Genomic DNA, 14,871 nt, shown 5'->3' with positions numbered 1-14,871 from the left:
AATTTATTTTAATCTATAGGTAGAACTCAGTTTTATATCATTTACTCTAAAAAATGTTTTGAAGTGTTCAATGTACTAACTACTTATTTCCTTTTATTTTCTGCCTTAATTTGCAATAGTCAGAACATAGTATTAGACTCTGTCAATGTTCCTGAAAATTTCAAAAATCGTTACCATATTTCGAAAGAAGAGCTCACTATAGATGATATTTTAAAAGTTGATAAAAAAGAATTTTCAAATAGGGAGATAAAAAATGTTGAAATAGGCACTTCGTATTGGAATATCTTTTCTTTCACCTTAAATACTGATGTACCACCAAAGTATATTGAGTTTAACTTTGCTGTAACTGATAAAATCACACTATATGTCCCTGGGAAAAATGGAGAGTATAAAAATTTAATAACAGGACTTTCCTATCCGACACAAAAAATAGTTTCGCTACAAGAATCTTCAAAAATACTATTAGAGGCAAAAGATATTAATTTTTCAAAGCCCTTTTATACCCATAATAAACCAATGACTGTTTATGGACTACAATCCATAAATGAACAAGGTAATGTAATAACCTATAATGAAAAACCTTTATATGAAAATTCAGAGCTTCGAAAGATATTGATTGATAATATAACATTTGATTTTCAGTTTTTTCTATTGATTGGGATGATAATGATATCTTTTGTTTTTATGTTTTTGCACTATTTGATTATGCGAAAAGTATATTTTTTGTCTTACGCTTTGTACCTCTTTTTTCTAATATTTAATTACGGTTATAGGACTCCGTTTTTCTATAATTTTTATTCAGAAATACACCCAAATTTGTACTTCTATTTGAACCAAAATTGCCAAATGCTGGCAAATTTGAGTTATATGTTTTTTGCTAAACAGTTTATTGATATCAAACAGTATTATCCCAGGCTTAATCCGGTTTACAATTTTGCGATTTATCTTTTTATAACCTTCATAGTCATCTATAATATAATAATTATTACTAATCCATTTTATCCTTATCACGAAGATATAATGAAGACCTCTGTGTATATTCTATCATTGATAAGTTTGGGGTTTGTAGTGTATATGTTTGTAAAGAGAAAACTTACATATACTGCCATTATTTTTATAGGGAGTATCATGTTACTTATTGGCTATATACTATGTATTGTTTTAGACAATTTTTTCATCCTTGTACCTCTCGTAGTAATAGAAACTACCCTTTTTATGAGTGTAATATCATATTTGGATCTTAGAAACTTCAAAAAAGCCTTAGAAAGCGACAAACTAAGACAGATTAATGAATTTAAAAGTAAATTCTTTTCAAGTATATCTCATGAGTTTAGAACGCCATTGACTTTGATTTCAGTACCTATCCAGGAAAAGTTGGAAGACAATAATCTTTCTGAAAAAGATCGTTCTGATTTCGAAATGATCAACAGAAATAATAAGCGTTTATTGAGTTTAGTAGATCAATTACTGGATTTGTCAAGGATAGAAGGAGGAAGCCTTAGTCTTAAGGTTAGGAATGGTAATATTTATAATCTCCTAGATGTTATAGCAAATTCTTTCATTCATTTGAGTAACAAAAAGAACATTTCTTACGATATAAAAATTCCTGAAGGAGAAGATGTTGAAGCCTGCTTTGACCCTGATGTAATAGAAAAAATTATAGTTAACCTTCTATCAAATGCTTTTAAGTACACTCTGAATGGAGGTTCGGTTATTCTGAAAGTAAATAGCTACACTAATTGGTTAAATCTTGAAATAAAAAATACCGGAAACGGACTTTCTAAGGAACAATTGAACAGAATATTTGATAGATTTTATCAAGTGGATGAGAATATGGAAGGATCTGGTATAGGTTTAACTTTGGTTAAAGAGTTAGTAGGATTACATAAAGGCTTAATTGAAGCTGATAGTGAACTTAATAAATGGGCTTGTTTTAGTATAAAAATTCCAATATCTAATGATGTTTATCTGAAGGAAGAAATACTGAATGCTGAATTAAATGAAAATAAAAATTTACAAATTCATTTGGATCCATCATTACCTATTGAATCGAATAAAACAAGTTCTGAAGATGCACCAGTTTTATTAATTGTAGAAGATAACATCGATCTTACTAAAATTCTTAAAGAAGCTTTTGAAAACAGTTTTAATGTAGTAATAGCAAATAATGGACAGAACGGTGTGGAGTTAGCTTTAGAGTATATTCCTGATATTATAATTTCGGATATTATGATGCCTATAAAGGATGGTATCACTCTGACTAAGGAATTAAAAAACAATGAATCTACTAGTCATATTCCCATAATACTTTTAACCGCCAAGGTCGGTGAAGAAAATGAACTTACTGGTATTGAGACCGGAGCAGATGATTATATGTATAAACCTTTTAGTAAAAAGATTTTAGTAGCTAAAGTCAAAAATATACTGGAATCCAGGAAAAAGTTGCAGAGAAAGTATAGCGGAAAGTCAATTTTCAAAATAAACCCCATAAATATTTCTCCGATAGACCAGGAATTTTTGAATAAAATTGAAACGGTATTTAATGAAAAACTTACTGACCCTTCATTTAATGTAAAAGAACTTAGTAAGTATCTTAATCCAAGTTTAAGAACCATAGAACGTAAATTAAAAGCAATTACTGGTTTAACTCCCGTGGAGTTTATTGAATTTCATAGACTTGAATTAGGCGCAGAACTTCTTAAAAAGGATTCGAATATCAGAATTCAGGAAGTGGCATATGATGTAGGTTTTAATAGTCCGTCCTATTTTTCCGAGAGATTTAAAGAAAAGTATGGATGTAGTCCTACCGATTATCAATATAAAAACTAATATCTGTCTTAGATTCTTACTGTTTTCTGTATAATTCACCTACTGATTTCTTTGTTAAGCACAGTTATCATTGACTTGTCGTAGTTCTGATAGATTCTGTCGTGTTTCTGATAGTTGGATTGTCATTATAAGATTTATTTTGAAGATATCTCACCCCGTTTTTTTTACATAAATTATTAAATTCATACTGTATGGCTTCTTTACAATATACCTTTAATACTGAAAACTTAGAAAATTCTTCAGAGATTCAAAACTTAATTATTGAAGTAGAATTTCCTCGATTTTCATTTGTTAACGATCATGGAACTCTTCGAAGGTTTACAAATGGTATTAAAAAATTTAAGGCATCACATCAAATAACTGATAAAGAATATTTTGTTGATTTGCCTTTATCAGAGATCGTTGGAAATAAACTTGAAGATATTTATGGGTTTTTTAGATATCATTTTATCGATTTATTGAACCCTCAGATTGATATCAATGATTTTTCAGTTCAATTTAAGGTAAACATTAAGGATAGTTTTGGACAATTAATCAAATCTGAGATGTTTGAGGGGATTTTTTATCAAAAAGCTTCAATTTCTTCAGATTTTGATGAGAGAAATTTTAACCAAGAACTTTCTGATTACGAAAATTCTTATAGACCTTATGATGAAAACTCGCAATTAGGGAGGATATACAACATCGAAGCATTACAAAATTTAGCAAAAGAAAGAAATCCGAATGTTTTTATTTTAAACAAACAGGTTTTTGAGTTTTTCAAATTAGACATATATACTAAATCAAAAACTATTCGTACTGATGATTTTAGTCGTCTTTCTTCAATTTCCGAAGCTCAAATTTTGGATTTGTTACAAATTGTTGTAGATCTAAAACAGGACCATGTAAATCCTGATATTTATCTCGTTCAACTTAATGATTATTTAAAAAATATATTAAAGATCAATGTGAATGAAGATTCAAATAACCCAGTTATCGCTTTTCTATATGAGAATATAAATAAATATCAGAATTTCTTATTGGATTTCCCTCTCACGCTTGCTAAAATAGAAACAGTTTCAGTAAAAGGAAACCTAGAATTTCTAACAGATAAGGAAGTAGCCAATGAAGAATTAGATTTTTACAGTTTAGTTCTGGAAGCTCCTAGAATAAGTAATACTCCATTGATATTAAAGTACAATTGGAATTCCTATAATGATGCTATTTCCAATAATAAAATTGATTTTTCATTCGATAACAGTACTCCGATTATTACCAATAGCTTATCTAATTTTATTACTGTAAAACTAAAGGGGTTTGACGGTACTATTTTGTGGAACGAAAGATTTAATCCAAATGATGAAAAATTACAAAAGCTTTCTATAAAAATAGAAGAATATTCTCCAGGTAATATCAACTTAGGATCAAATATTAATTCTAAAAAAGGTATAAAAAAAATTAGAGGTAAAGTTTTACAGAATAATAATAAGCATAAATTGAAAGACCTTACAATAACCATTAAGGCAAAAAAAGAAATAGATAGTGAAGCACAAATTGTAGCAGGAACAACTACAGATAAATCGGGGAATTTCTTTATGCCTTATCCTTATGGTAATTATACAGAAGCTCAAATTTTTGTATCATTAATGCCTAATAGGCCGGCAGAAATAAAGATATATCCGGATAATAATAACGAAACAATTTCTGATGATTTTATTTTTTTACTTTTAGATGAGGAAAGTGTAATTGATCTAGATAAGGAAAAAGAAGACGATTGTGGATGCAATGAAACCAAAAAAGCAAAGCGACTTCCTGATCAAGCAGATTTAATTGAGTCTGATGAATATTCACAAGATATTGGAGGCACTTGCCTTAATTTATCTACACCAAACAGAACACTTCGTGAGTATAGCTATAACGCAATAGTAAGGATTACAGATCCTGAAGTGTCAAATTACACTCTTAAAAAGATTGAAGTAGAAGATGGAACCATATGTTACAATTTAACTCCCGGAAATGAAGAAGAAACTTATAAAAGAGAAGAAATAGGTTTGAACAATCCTGTAAGTTGGCAAGATTCTCCATTAGTAACAAAAGCTTCTAATTATCCAAATCAAGACTCTGATTTATCCTTTTATCAAGCTGTGACTGTAGCTACTGGCCATATATTGCATTTTAAATCTGTATTTAAAGCAGATGGATATTCATTAGGGGATTTGGTGTATTCACTTCCATTAGCACCGGGTCAGAAAAAGCAAATTGTAGTTTTTGAATCCTCGCATGCATTACAAGGTGCAGAATCACAATCTCTATCACAAGGAGAAAGTCTTACTGCAGGGTTAATTAGCGATAGATTCATAACAGACCAACTTAGTGGCGGGATTAATGAATCTTTAAGTGGACAAAGTAAAGCACATACCTCTGGGATGTCAGCAGGTATAGGTGCTGCAGGTTCTTATGGAGGCATTGGTGCTTCATTGGGAGTAGCTGGTGGATTTTCGAATTCTAATTCTTCAGCATCTCAAAATAGCTCTAGAAATATCTCTCAGTTCTTTGGAGAAAAATTAAGACAATCTTTAATGCAAAATGCAGAAAGTTATAGAGCGCTAAATGCCTCTGTTGTCACCACAGTTACTCAAGACCAAAATTATGGCGTTACAGCAGAAACTATAGCGAATCATAACCATTGTCATTCTTTAACAATGATGTATTTTGAAGTTCTTAGGCACTATGCCATTTATCAAGAAGTTTCTCATGTAGAAGAATGTGTTTTCATTCCTCTTTTGTTAACTCATTTTACAACAGAAAATATTAATAAGTGGAAAGATATACTGGCAACGAATTTATTACCAATACCTTCTAATACATATTTAGGTAAGTTTTCATATTTCTTTGGAAAGAGAAATCATCCACTATTGAAAGCTTTTGATGCTAATAAAAGAATTCAAACAAACTATGATCGTGTAGATTTTCCTAAAGAAGGAGAAACTTATGCAGATGGAGATGTTGAAAGTATTCAGGGAAGATTTTCCATGAATGTAAATATGCCAAGACCTAAAACAAAATACGACAGAATAAAGTCCTTACCAATTATTACAAAAATAACGAAACATAGTGAGTTTGATGCTTTAGCAACGGCAAAAGCTTTCGCCAGTCCTTGGCCTTGGGATTGGGGGCCAAAATTCAAAGAAGTTGAAACTCGAACATTAGAAAAAGCTAAAATGTTCGATCATTTCATGACAATGGATGATAATTTTCAATCAGTGCCAGCTGCACAATGTATAAGAGTTGTCAATTTTCATAGACCATATAATGTTGAAAATAATGGAGTGAATTTTTCAATACAAAGAGAAGAATTCTTTGATGGAGGACACATAGATAAATTGTTATGGGAATCCTATGCCAAGATTTTGGATTATACTGGTGAGGATGCCGTTTATGATATGTTAGACTATTATTTTAAAGGGCGATTAATTGCAGAATGGGATGAAATTTTCTATAAAGATATTTTGCCTATTGTTTTTTCTAAAATAGTCGATTCCATTTCAATTCATTACGGTTCGGTAACCACTTCAGAAATTAAAAAGACAGTTACAATTAATGGAGAATCAAAAATTGTTACTGATTATAAATTTAAGCCGGAGGGAGCGGGATTACCTTTAGACTTTTCTACAGAAACAAAATATACTGGAGGGCATAAAAAAATAAATGTAAACTTTCGATCAACAGGGCCTATTGGACAAACTAGAAAGGATTTGGGAGGAGATGAAAAGTATTTAAGCATTATTTCTAATAATGAGGATATATACGATTTAAAAAATCATATCAAATTAAATTTAGGAAGAGTGAGTTTGCACTATTCAACTGCCCATTTCACAGGAAGAATTTTTAATGGTTATGTAAATGATGATCTTTTAGACGGCACTAATCTTTATATTCCTCTAACAAGAAGGGATAAATTAAATCCGCGAAAAGAAGACGAATACCTAGTAAATGAACTTATTGAACATCTTAATAGCAATTTAGAGCATTATAATAAAGTGTTGTGGAAAAATTTAGATCCAGATAGGCGTTATATGTTGTTAGATGGATTTTCGATTCAAACTTACACTTCCTCAGGTCATAAAGGCAAAATGAGAAGTATAGCCTCTGTTGTAAAAAATGAACTAATAAATATTACAGGTAACTCCTTGGTATTTCCAGTAGCTGATGGGTATAAAGTTGGACAGAATGTAATTCTTGAAACTATTGGTGATAATGTAACCCAAGAAATTTCTTTATTAGATTATTATAAACCCCTAACACCTATCCCTCCTTATAGAATAAGCGTGCCAACACGAGGTGTCTTTATGGAAGCGGTTCAAGGTTCTTGTGATTCCTGTGAAATGGTTAAGGAAAACTCTTCTCAAGATTGGGATAAATTTAGAACTGAAGAGACTACATCTATTTCTCCTATCGTAACACCTACCCCAACAATAAATGAGTATAAACCTCAATATAAAGATTTTGCTCAACCTTTAGTAAATATTCAGAACGCTCCTGATGCTCCAGCACCTGCTGCAGGATTATCTGGTATAAATCAATTACTCGGCAAATCAGATGTGTTTAAAGATATTACTGGCTTAGCTGATAATCAAAGTAATGCGATTGAAACCTTTAAGGCAAATACTGAAGCTGCACAGAAATATGCGGAAATGGCATCTAGTTTAGCAAAACAACAGCATAATACTAAAAATGCTAAAGGAATACAAGGTGATATAAACAAGGCTAAGAACGAAGGTGTTATATCTGATGAAGATGCCAAAAAATTAACAAGACAACATTTACAACAACAAATCGATGGTGGCGAAAGTATTCGCAATGAGGCTAAATTTGAAAGAGAGCAAAGCAGGCCATCACTTTCTGAGATTGCTTCGGAAGCTGTAAGTAAAGGTCAGTCTGTTGAGGCTGAAAGGACAGATTCTGATGGAGTTCAAGAGTCTTTTAAAATTCAAAAGTTAATTTCTAGCGGGAATAATGATAATCAGGAAGTTGAAATTTCGGAAAATGCTCTTTTTACAAATATATGGAGCTGGACTCGAGCACGTATGCCTTACAAAGATGATCTCAGAAAAGAAGGGATTCAAAGGATAAAGAATACTGGAATAACTGATGTTGTTTTTCACTTGAACTCAATTAACTCTCCTAATTCATTTGAGTTTTTGGATAATAAAAGTCAAAATCAAATTATTGATGGATTAAGAACAACCCTCGATAGCTTCCAGAATGAGGGGTTATATTTGAATATTCACTTAATGTTTTTTCCACGTCCTTTTAGAGGGTTTATAAGGGATGCTGTAGATCAAATTTTACCAATTGTTCAAGAATTTAGAATAAAGTCTGTCCTTCTTGATGCAGAGAAGAATTGGAGAAAAATTGGAAGTCAACATCAATGGTGTTCAAATTATTTAAGAGATAATTTTAAAAATCAATTAGGTGATACTAAACTTGGGTTTACGTCAGATGTAAAACTTACTGGGAGGGGAGCTCTTTTAGCTAGAATTTGTGATTATTTAATGCCTCAAGCTTATAGTACATCCGGAACTAAACATAACGATGCTCATCTTCGTAGACCAGGGGAGATGCAGGTGGGTCGATATAACTCCTATAGTACTTTAAACATTCCAATAATTTTTGCTCTTGCTGCTTGGGACTTACAAAAGCCTCGAAATATTCCTAATGCATCTGATTATGATACCATGGCTTATACGATAAATAAAATTTTAGAAATTGAAAATTATGATCCAAGAGAAATAGCCTATTGGACATTGCCTTTAGTACAGCATAATTCCGAGATAGAAAGATTTATTAAAGAATTAAAAGTGGCCATTGTTTAGTAAGTGACTTAGGCTTAAAAAGAACCTTTTCTAGATCAAACATAAACCCAAATAAAGTGAATATATTGATTTGGTACATGAATACCTGTTTTTTTAACTTTTCAGGTGGGGGGTTCTGGTGGTGGGTTTTTTACCGTTTTTTCACGTTTTTACACTTTTTTAAAAATTAATCAATTGATAATCAGTGTTTTAAATTAATGATATTCGCCCTCATAACCCGAAGGTCACAGGTTCGAGTCCTGTTCCCGCTACTACGATAACCACTTCAAAATGAAGTGGTTATTTTTGTTTTAGGGCATTTTTCTTCTTGAAAAACGTTGCTTTTTTAGATTTACGTACAGCATTTACGTACAGTTTTCATTAAAAAAATCCGATGAGAGGGATTTTTCTCTACAAATAGGTTCACTTTTTAGAGTTAGCGATATTATCATAAGTACTTGATAATTAATTAGATATATGTAATTTGGACTTTGAAATTAATCAATACTTCCATTTTTTAAAATTATGTCCTTCGGGTGAAGTACCCGAGTGAGCTAAGATAATCATCGAATTGCGAATCATTTTAGTTGATAGCCTTAGGTTTTTTTGGATCAAGACTAATTCTTGCGTTTATGCATATATTTTAATTAATCTAAAAAGGAAGAATTCTACATTTTGGACTCTTCTGAACTGAGCTCCAAAAGCATTTAAAAATCCAAAACCTATGATTTATGTAACATTCAATTTCTATTGTATAACCTTACATTAGTTAATTATAAAGACCTTTGTAGTAGAAATCATAATTAAGTTTTATACTTAAACGTAATTGTTTCAGACCTGAACGACCTAGAATTACCAAAATGATAATGGATGAGTAGTATTTGATATATACTACAAAACATTTTCAGGTAAAAAAAGAGGCAGAAATTAAAACTCTGCCTTTTTTAATTTGAATAAAATTCATTTCACAAAGAACAAAAACTTCAAAAGAATAACTATGAACTATCCTTTAGGTATTTTTTCAATGAATAAATAAATAGAACGAAATGTTATATATATCACTATAAATTAATTTATTAAAACAGTTTTAAAATGTAAAAAAAAGCAAGAGTAAATAATATATCGTTTAAAGCCATTCGTTATAGGATTTTACTATTGTCTTTATTATTGCTGATTCTTTGTATCCTCAGAGGTTATTTATTCATAAACTAATTCTCTGGGGGTCAAAAGAAATAAAAAAATAGCCTCTTCAAATATTAATTATGAAACTGAATAAAAATGTAATTCTAAAATATGAAGTAGGTGATACAGTATTCACTAAAATAAACCCTAGTATTTCGCTGATAGTAAAGCGATATATTGATGGAATATATTACTGCGGATTTCAAAATGATCCTGATAGATGGGAATTGGGTTTGCATGGAAGAGCACTAGTAGGAAGTTAAAATCTTTCTGACGTTAATTTACTAATCTTACATCACTTAAATATGAAAACATCGGCAATAGTTTATTGCGAAAACGAATTTGGCAAATTGGATGGTAAAGTTGCAAATGGTCTTGTCAGACATTCTGGGAAGTATGAAATCGTTGGTATTATAGATAGCAGCAAATCAGGTCTTGATGCAGGTGAGTATCTCGATGGAACTAAAAATGGGATACCAATATTCCAGAATTTCAACCACGCTATTCAAATATTAGATAGTGCTCCAGAATACTTTATCTACGGAATTGCTCCCCTTGAGCCATTACTTAGTGATGATGAGAAAAAAATTATTCACACTGCCATTAAGACTGGAATGCATATTGTAAACGGACTTCCAGAGTTTCTTTCGGATGACGAAGTTTGTATGAATCTCGCAAAAAAATACAACGTATCCATTTTTGATGTAAGAAAACCACCTTCAAAAGAAAATCTCCACAACTTTACAGGACAGATAAGAGACGTTCAAACCCCTATAATAACAGTATCTGGTACAGATTGTGCAGTTGGTAAGCGAACTACAGCACTTAAGTTAGTAGAAGCTCTAAAAAAAGAAGGTTTAAACGCCATCTTCATAACTACAGGTCAGACAGGAATACTTCAAGGTTCAAAATACGGTATTGCGATAGATATGCTAAGTTCTGGCTTTGCAACTGGAGAAGTTGAAAATGCTATTCTGGAAGCACTCAAAGAACAACCCGATATTATTGTAGTAGAGGGGCAGGGAGCGCTTAGTCATCCTGCATTTACCTCCTCAAGTGCAATCATTAGAGGTGCTATGCCTAAGGCTATTATCCTCCAACATCCACCAAAAAGGCTTACCAGATGTGATTTTCCTAAAATCCCAATGCCAACACTTGAAAGCGAAATAAAAATGTTAGAAGTTTTCTCAGGATCCAAAGTAATTGCAATCACTATCAATCATGAAGAAATGAATGACCAAGAAATTGAAAGTACAACAAAGGCTTATGAAGATAAGTATCAATTACCTGTCACTGATGTCTTAAAAAATGACTGCAGCAAGCTGATAGAAAAACTTCATGAAATATTTCCTGATTTAATTCGTGTCAATCCTCTATTATGTCAACCCCAAGAATAGACATCCACCTTAGCAAGATCGCTCATAACGCTAAGACTTTGAGTACCCTTTTTAGGTCAAAAGGTATAGATATAATTGCTGTTACTAAAGGTGTTTGTGCGCATCCACATATTGCCAATATTTTGGTAAAGAGTGGGGTTAAAATTCTTGCTGACTCAAGAATCGCAAATATCAAAAAAATGCGTGACGCTGGAGTGAAAGCTTCTTTTTTATTGATTAGGACACCCATGATAAGTCAGGCAGAATCAGTAGTATTAGATATTGATATGAGTTTAAATTCGGAGTTGTCTGTTATAAAAAAACTTTCAGAATTTGCTATCATACATGGTAAGATACATAAGATCATAATCATGGTAGAATTAGGAGATTTGCGCGAAGGAATAATGCCATCCCAACTCGAAAATACCATTGAAAAAGTATTAAGTCTTCAAGGGATTAAACTCACTGGGATAGGTACAAACCTTGCTTGTTTTTCGGGAGTTAAGCCTACAGCAGAAAAGATGGAATTACTGTCTTCTATTGCTATTAATATTGAAAAAAAGTTCCATATAAAGCTATCTATGATCTCAGGAGGAAACTCAGCTAATTATAATTGGTTCAGCACTACAAAAGATGTTGGTAGGATAAATAATTTGAGATTAGGAGAATCTATATTTTTAGGTTATGAACCTTTAACAGGAAAACCGATTCCAAAACTTTATCAGGACGCCTTTATGTTGGTGGCTGAAGTTATAGAATTGAAAAACAAATCATCAGTACCAGATGGTGAGATCGGTCTGGACGCTTTTGGCAACAAGCCAAAATTTAAAGACCAAGGCATAATAAGACGAGCTATCTTGGCAATGGGTGTTCAAGATGTAATGGTCACTGGATTAACTCCTAAATTAGATATCGAAATCCTGGGAGCAGGTGGCGATCACATTATAATCAATGCCAAAAAAGAGGACTTAAAAGTTGGAAGCGATGTATCATTTACATTAAAGTATGGAGCATTAGTTACTGCCATGAATTCATCCTATATTTTTAAAAATATCATTACCCCTATAGGCGCGAAAGAGTATTGCGCAATAGTAGAAGAAAAAGACAGGTTGCACAAAAAGAAAACAGCCATTATACCTGTCAAGGAGGATCACACTCCATTGATAAGTCTTCAGGATTCAGATTTTAATTTAATATTTGAAAAGTCCATTCAAAAAAACTATCGCTATTTAGTTAGAAAAGAGGTATATGAAAAAATAGGTCGGATTAGTAAACTTCTGGATAATCAGGGCAAAAAGCTAATTATTAGATCAGCCTGGAGATCATTTGAGCATCAACAAAAACTATGGGATCAAAAAGCAGATTTTTTGAAAAAGAAATACCCTAAAAAAACAGTAGAAGAAATTAGCAAGATAGTATCTAGATTTATTGCTCCTCAAAAGAAATCTACCCATTCAACAGGAGGTGCGGTTGATGCCCTGATTTATGATTTGCGAAAGAAATGCGTACTGGATTTTGGAACCAACGATGGACTACATATTGATTTAAATGAAAAATGTTATCCCAAACATCCAGACATTAGTGAAGAAGCAAAGAAAAATCGTAAGCTTCTGATGAAACTTTTCGAGGATGAAGATTTTGTATGTGATCATAAAGAATATTGGCATTTTGACTATGGCAATATTGGTTGGGCGGTAGAAAAGTATAAGAAATACGCTAACTATGGTATTTTAAAAGAATCGTATGTACAATCAGCCGCTCTTAATTATCCAGATAAAGTGTTCTTTTATCTTTAGGCATATTGTATTTATAAAAATGTTCTTATTACGCGATTCAACAATCTTTCCAGATGTATACTCACGTAGCACTTTAGCTAAAATATATATTCTTTTCTCATATATCTGTTTCAATATTCTTATATAAGTTCTAAAGTAGTTGGTTGAATAATGCCAAAGATGTCCGACTCTTTCATAATAAGCGCATCAATACCCTCAATAGTAATTTCCGTTCCAGAATACTTTCCATATAATACGGCATCACCAACTTTTACAGTCATGGGTTCATCTTTTTTACCTTTTCCTACGGCTAATACGATTCCCTTTTGAGGTTTTTCCTTAGCAGTATCAGGGATGATAATGCCCCCCTTTGATTTTTTTTCTGCTATATCGGCTTTTACCAATACCCCATCGGCTAGCGGTTGTATTTTGAATTTATGCATCATTTTTTTTCTTAATTACGGTTCAATAGGTTTGGAGCTCAGCAAAAAGCAATTCTAACTCTGCTCTGGTTTTCTTAAGTTTAACTTCAAGATTATCAAGCATCATTTCTTTTTGCTCATCTTTAAAGTCAAAATCCTTGTCGGATAGAAAAGGAAATCTCCGTTTGAGCATTACCTTTTGTTCTCGCCAACTTCTTGTAATATTCGTTTTAGTCATTTTAATATTTATTTGTTCCCATTAAGCATTTGTTTCGTTGATGGACTTATGATTGTTTCTGGATCTAATAGGGCACTTTTTTTTGTATCAATATTAAGCGTTTGAACAAGGTTAAAATCAATACTATTAGAATTATTTATTATTTGATTTGTTGTCAAAACTTTCTCCAAAGTATCCAATATAGATTCATCAACTCTTTCATCAAATTTTCGGGCAAATAAGTTATCTCCTTGCATTAAAAAGTCAATATCCGATCCTGTCAAAGTTTTTGGTTTCAATTTTATATCACCATCAGCTATCCATATAACAACTCTTTTATCATCGTTTATGATTGTTTCTTTGAATGAAGTATTCATTAGTGCAGTTTGAAAAAATGATTCATCAGCAATTAGGATCTTATGATAGAAATCTTCAAACTTTTTCACTTCGGGACTCTCACAGATAAATTCGCAGCATGCTCTGGTCAAGATCATCCATTGTCCGCCGACATACGAGGTCACATTTTTCATGAAAGATCTTTTATAGGGTATCCCCGAAAAGCCAATATCTATCTCCTGAAAATAGTTTTCAACGCGGTTCGGCGTACTAGGTCGTTCCATAATTTGATTGACTATTTTTATGAAGTTTTTCCCTTTATTCCTGTTCAAAAAATCAAGGATAAAATCTTGAGATTTCAAAGGGAAATCCTGATCGCTTAGATTAATAAAAAAATCCCATTTCAGACAACGGTTTAAAAGGTACTTCATTCCATTAATTTGAGACTGTACCATGCTGTATCCACCACATACTATATTTTCATTTTTTAAGACATAAGCGTTGGAGTAATCTTCTATAAAAGCTTTAATATCCTTTTTTATATTGATATCTGTTTTTTGGTCGATATGGATTAAGTAATGGTTTTCTGGATGGTAAATGGCTTTGAACAATCGTTTGAACTGTCTAGGGAAATGGTGAACTAATATGAAGTAGGCAATTTTCGGCTTCTTTTTTGGAATGTTAAAATGAAAGCTTTGCTTTTTTGTTATACCTAATTCTTGTGTCATTTAATATATGTGTTATTTAGTTCTTAACTTTTGTCGTTACAATCAATCCCTCATAGACCCCAGAAACTTCAGTACGTAGGCTAACGTAAAATTCGTAATTTACTGGGTATTAACTTTAGCTCTTTGCAAGGCCGTTTTTTAAAGTGTTGCTGCTTTTTTTAGTAAGCACGAG

At 31.9% G+C, this 14,871-nt stretch carries 8 protein-coding genes; 5 read left to right on the top strand and 3 right to left on the bottom strand.

What is annotated here, in order from left to right:
- Positions 1–63 precede the first annotated feature (63 nt).
- The 5 genes from F0000_RS19700 to F0000_RS19680 all read left to right on the top strand — a co-directional run bounded on the left by F0000_RS19700 (position 64) and on the right by F0000_RS19680 (position 13,017).
- On the top strand, positions 64–2,829 hold the full coding sequence (locus tag F0000_RS19700) for a response regulator (protein ID WP_149626440.1): 2,766 nt from the start codon (positions 64–66) through the stop codon (positions 2,827–2,829).
- 191 nt (positions 2,830–3,020) lie between these two features.
- Positions 3,021–8,684: a hypothetical protein gene (locus F0000_RS19695; protein WP_149626439.1), complete on the top strand. Its 5,664-nt coding sequence runs from the start codon at positions 3,021–3,023 to the stop codon at positions 8,682–8,684.
- A gap of 1,241 nt (positions 8,685–9,925) precedes the next feature.
- Positions 9,926–10,108 carry a hypothetical protein gene (locus F0000_RS19690; RefSeq protein WP_149626438.1) on the top strand — a complete coding sequence of 61 codons (183 nt, stop codon included), beginning with the start codon at positions 9,926–9,928 and terminating at the stop codon, positions 10,106–10,108.
- Between the two features lie 42 nt (positions 10,109–10,150).
- Positions 10,151–11,242, top strand: coding sequence for a DUF1611 domain-containing protein (locus tag F0000_RS19685; RefSeq protein WP_149626437.1), 1,092 nt, complete (start codon positions 10,151–10,153; stop codon positions 11,240–11,242).
- The gene (locus tag F0000_RS19680; RefSeq protein ID WP_149626436.1) at positions 11,224–13,017 is read left to right on the top strand and encodes an alanine racemase; all 1,794 of its coding nucleotides are present in this window, start codon (positions 11,224–11,226) and stop codon (positions 13,015–13,017) included. Before F0000_RS19685 ends, F0000_RS19680 begins: the two co-directional genes overlap by 19 nt.
- A 119-nt stretch (positions 13,018–13,136) precedes the next feature.
- On the opposite strand, the gene groES is transcribed toward F0000_RS19680, so the two are convergent.
- From groES to F0000_RS19665, 3 genes are read right to left on the bottom strand one after another with little or no spacing between them, the layout of a single operon-like run.
- Positions 13,137–13,439 (bottom strand): co-chaperone GroES, encoded by a 303-nt coding sequence (groES, locus tag F0000_RS19675; protein WP_149626462.1) that lies wholly within the window; start codon positions 13,437–13,439, stop codon positions 13,137–13,139.
- A gap of 22 nt (positions 13,440–13,461) precedes the next feature.
- Positions 13,462–13,656 (bottom strand): general stress protein CsbD, encoded by a 195-nt coding sequence (locus tag F0000_RS19670; protein ID WP_149626435.1) that lies wholly within the window; start codon positions 13,654–13,656, stop codon positions 13,462–13,464.
- Positions 13,657–13,664: 8 nt separating this feature from the next.
- Positions 13,665–14,699, bottom strand: coding sequence for a beta-1,6-N-acetylglucosaminyltransferase (locus tag F0000_RS19665; protein WP_149626434.1), 1,035 nt, complete (start codon positions 14,697–14,699; stop codon positions 13,665–13,667).
- Positions 14,700–14,871 lie beyond the last annotated feature (172 nt).

Origin of the sequence: Aquimarina sp. RZ0 (assembly GCF_008370685.1) — a bacterium.
GTDB lineage: Bacteria > Bacteroidota > Bacteroidia > Flavobacteriales > Flavobacteriaceae > Aquimarina.
Note: the sequence above shows the minus strand (reverse complement) of the source record. Positions and strands in the feature narration are given on the sequence as shown.

Bases quoted from the DNA above. Each gene is read 5' to 3' on its own strand.
- F0000_RS19695 (WP_149626439.1), top strand. From the start codon at position 3,021: ATGGCTTCTTTACAATATACCTTTAATACTGAAAACTTAGAAAATTCT.
- F0000_RS19690 (WP_149626438.1), top strand. From the start codon at position 9,926: ATGAAACTGAATAAAAATGTAATTCTAAAATATGAAGTAGGTGATACA.
- F0000_RS19685 (WP_149626437.1), top strand. From the start codon at position 10,151: ATGAAAACATCGGCAATAGTTTATTGCGAAAACGAATTTGGCAAATTG.
- F0000_RS19680 (WP_149626436.1), top strand. From the start codon at position 11,224: ATGTCAACCCCAAGAATAGACATCCACCTTAGCAAGATCGCTCATAAC.
- groES (WP_149626462.1), bottom strand. From the start codon at position 13,439: ATGCATAAATTCAAAATACAACCGCTAGCCGATGGGGTATTGGTAAAA.
- F0000_RS19670 (WP_149626435.1), bottom strand. From the start codon at position 13,656: ATGACTAAAACGAATATTACAAGAAGTTGGCGAGAACAAAAGGTAATG.
- F0000_RS19665 (WP_149626434.1), bottom strand. From the start codon at position 14,699: ATGACACAAGAATTAGGTATAACAAAAAAGCAAAGCTTTCATTTTAAC.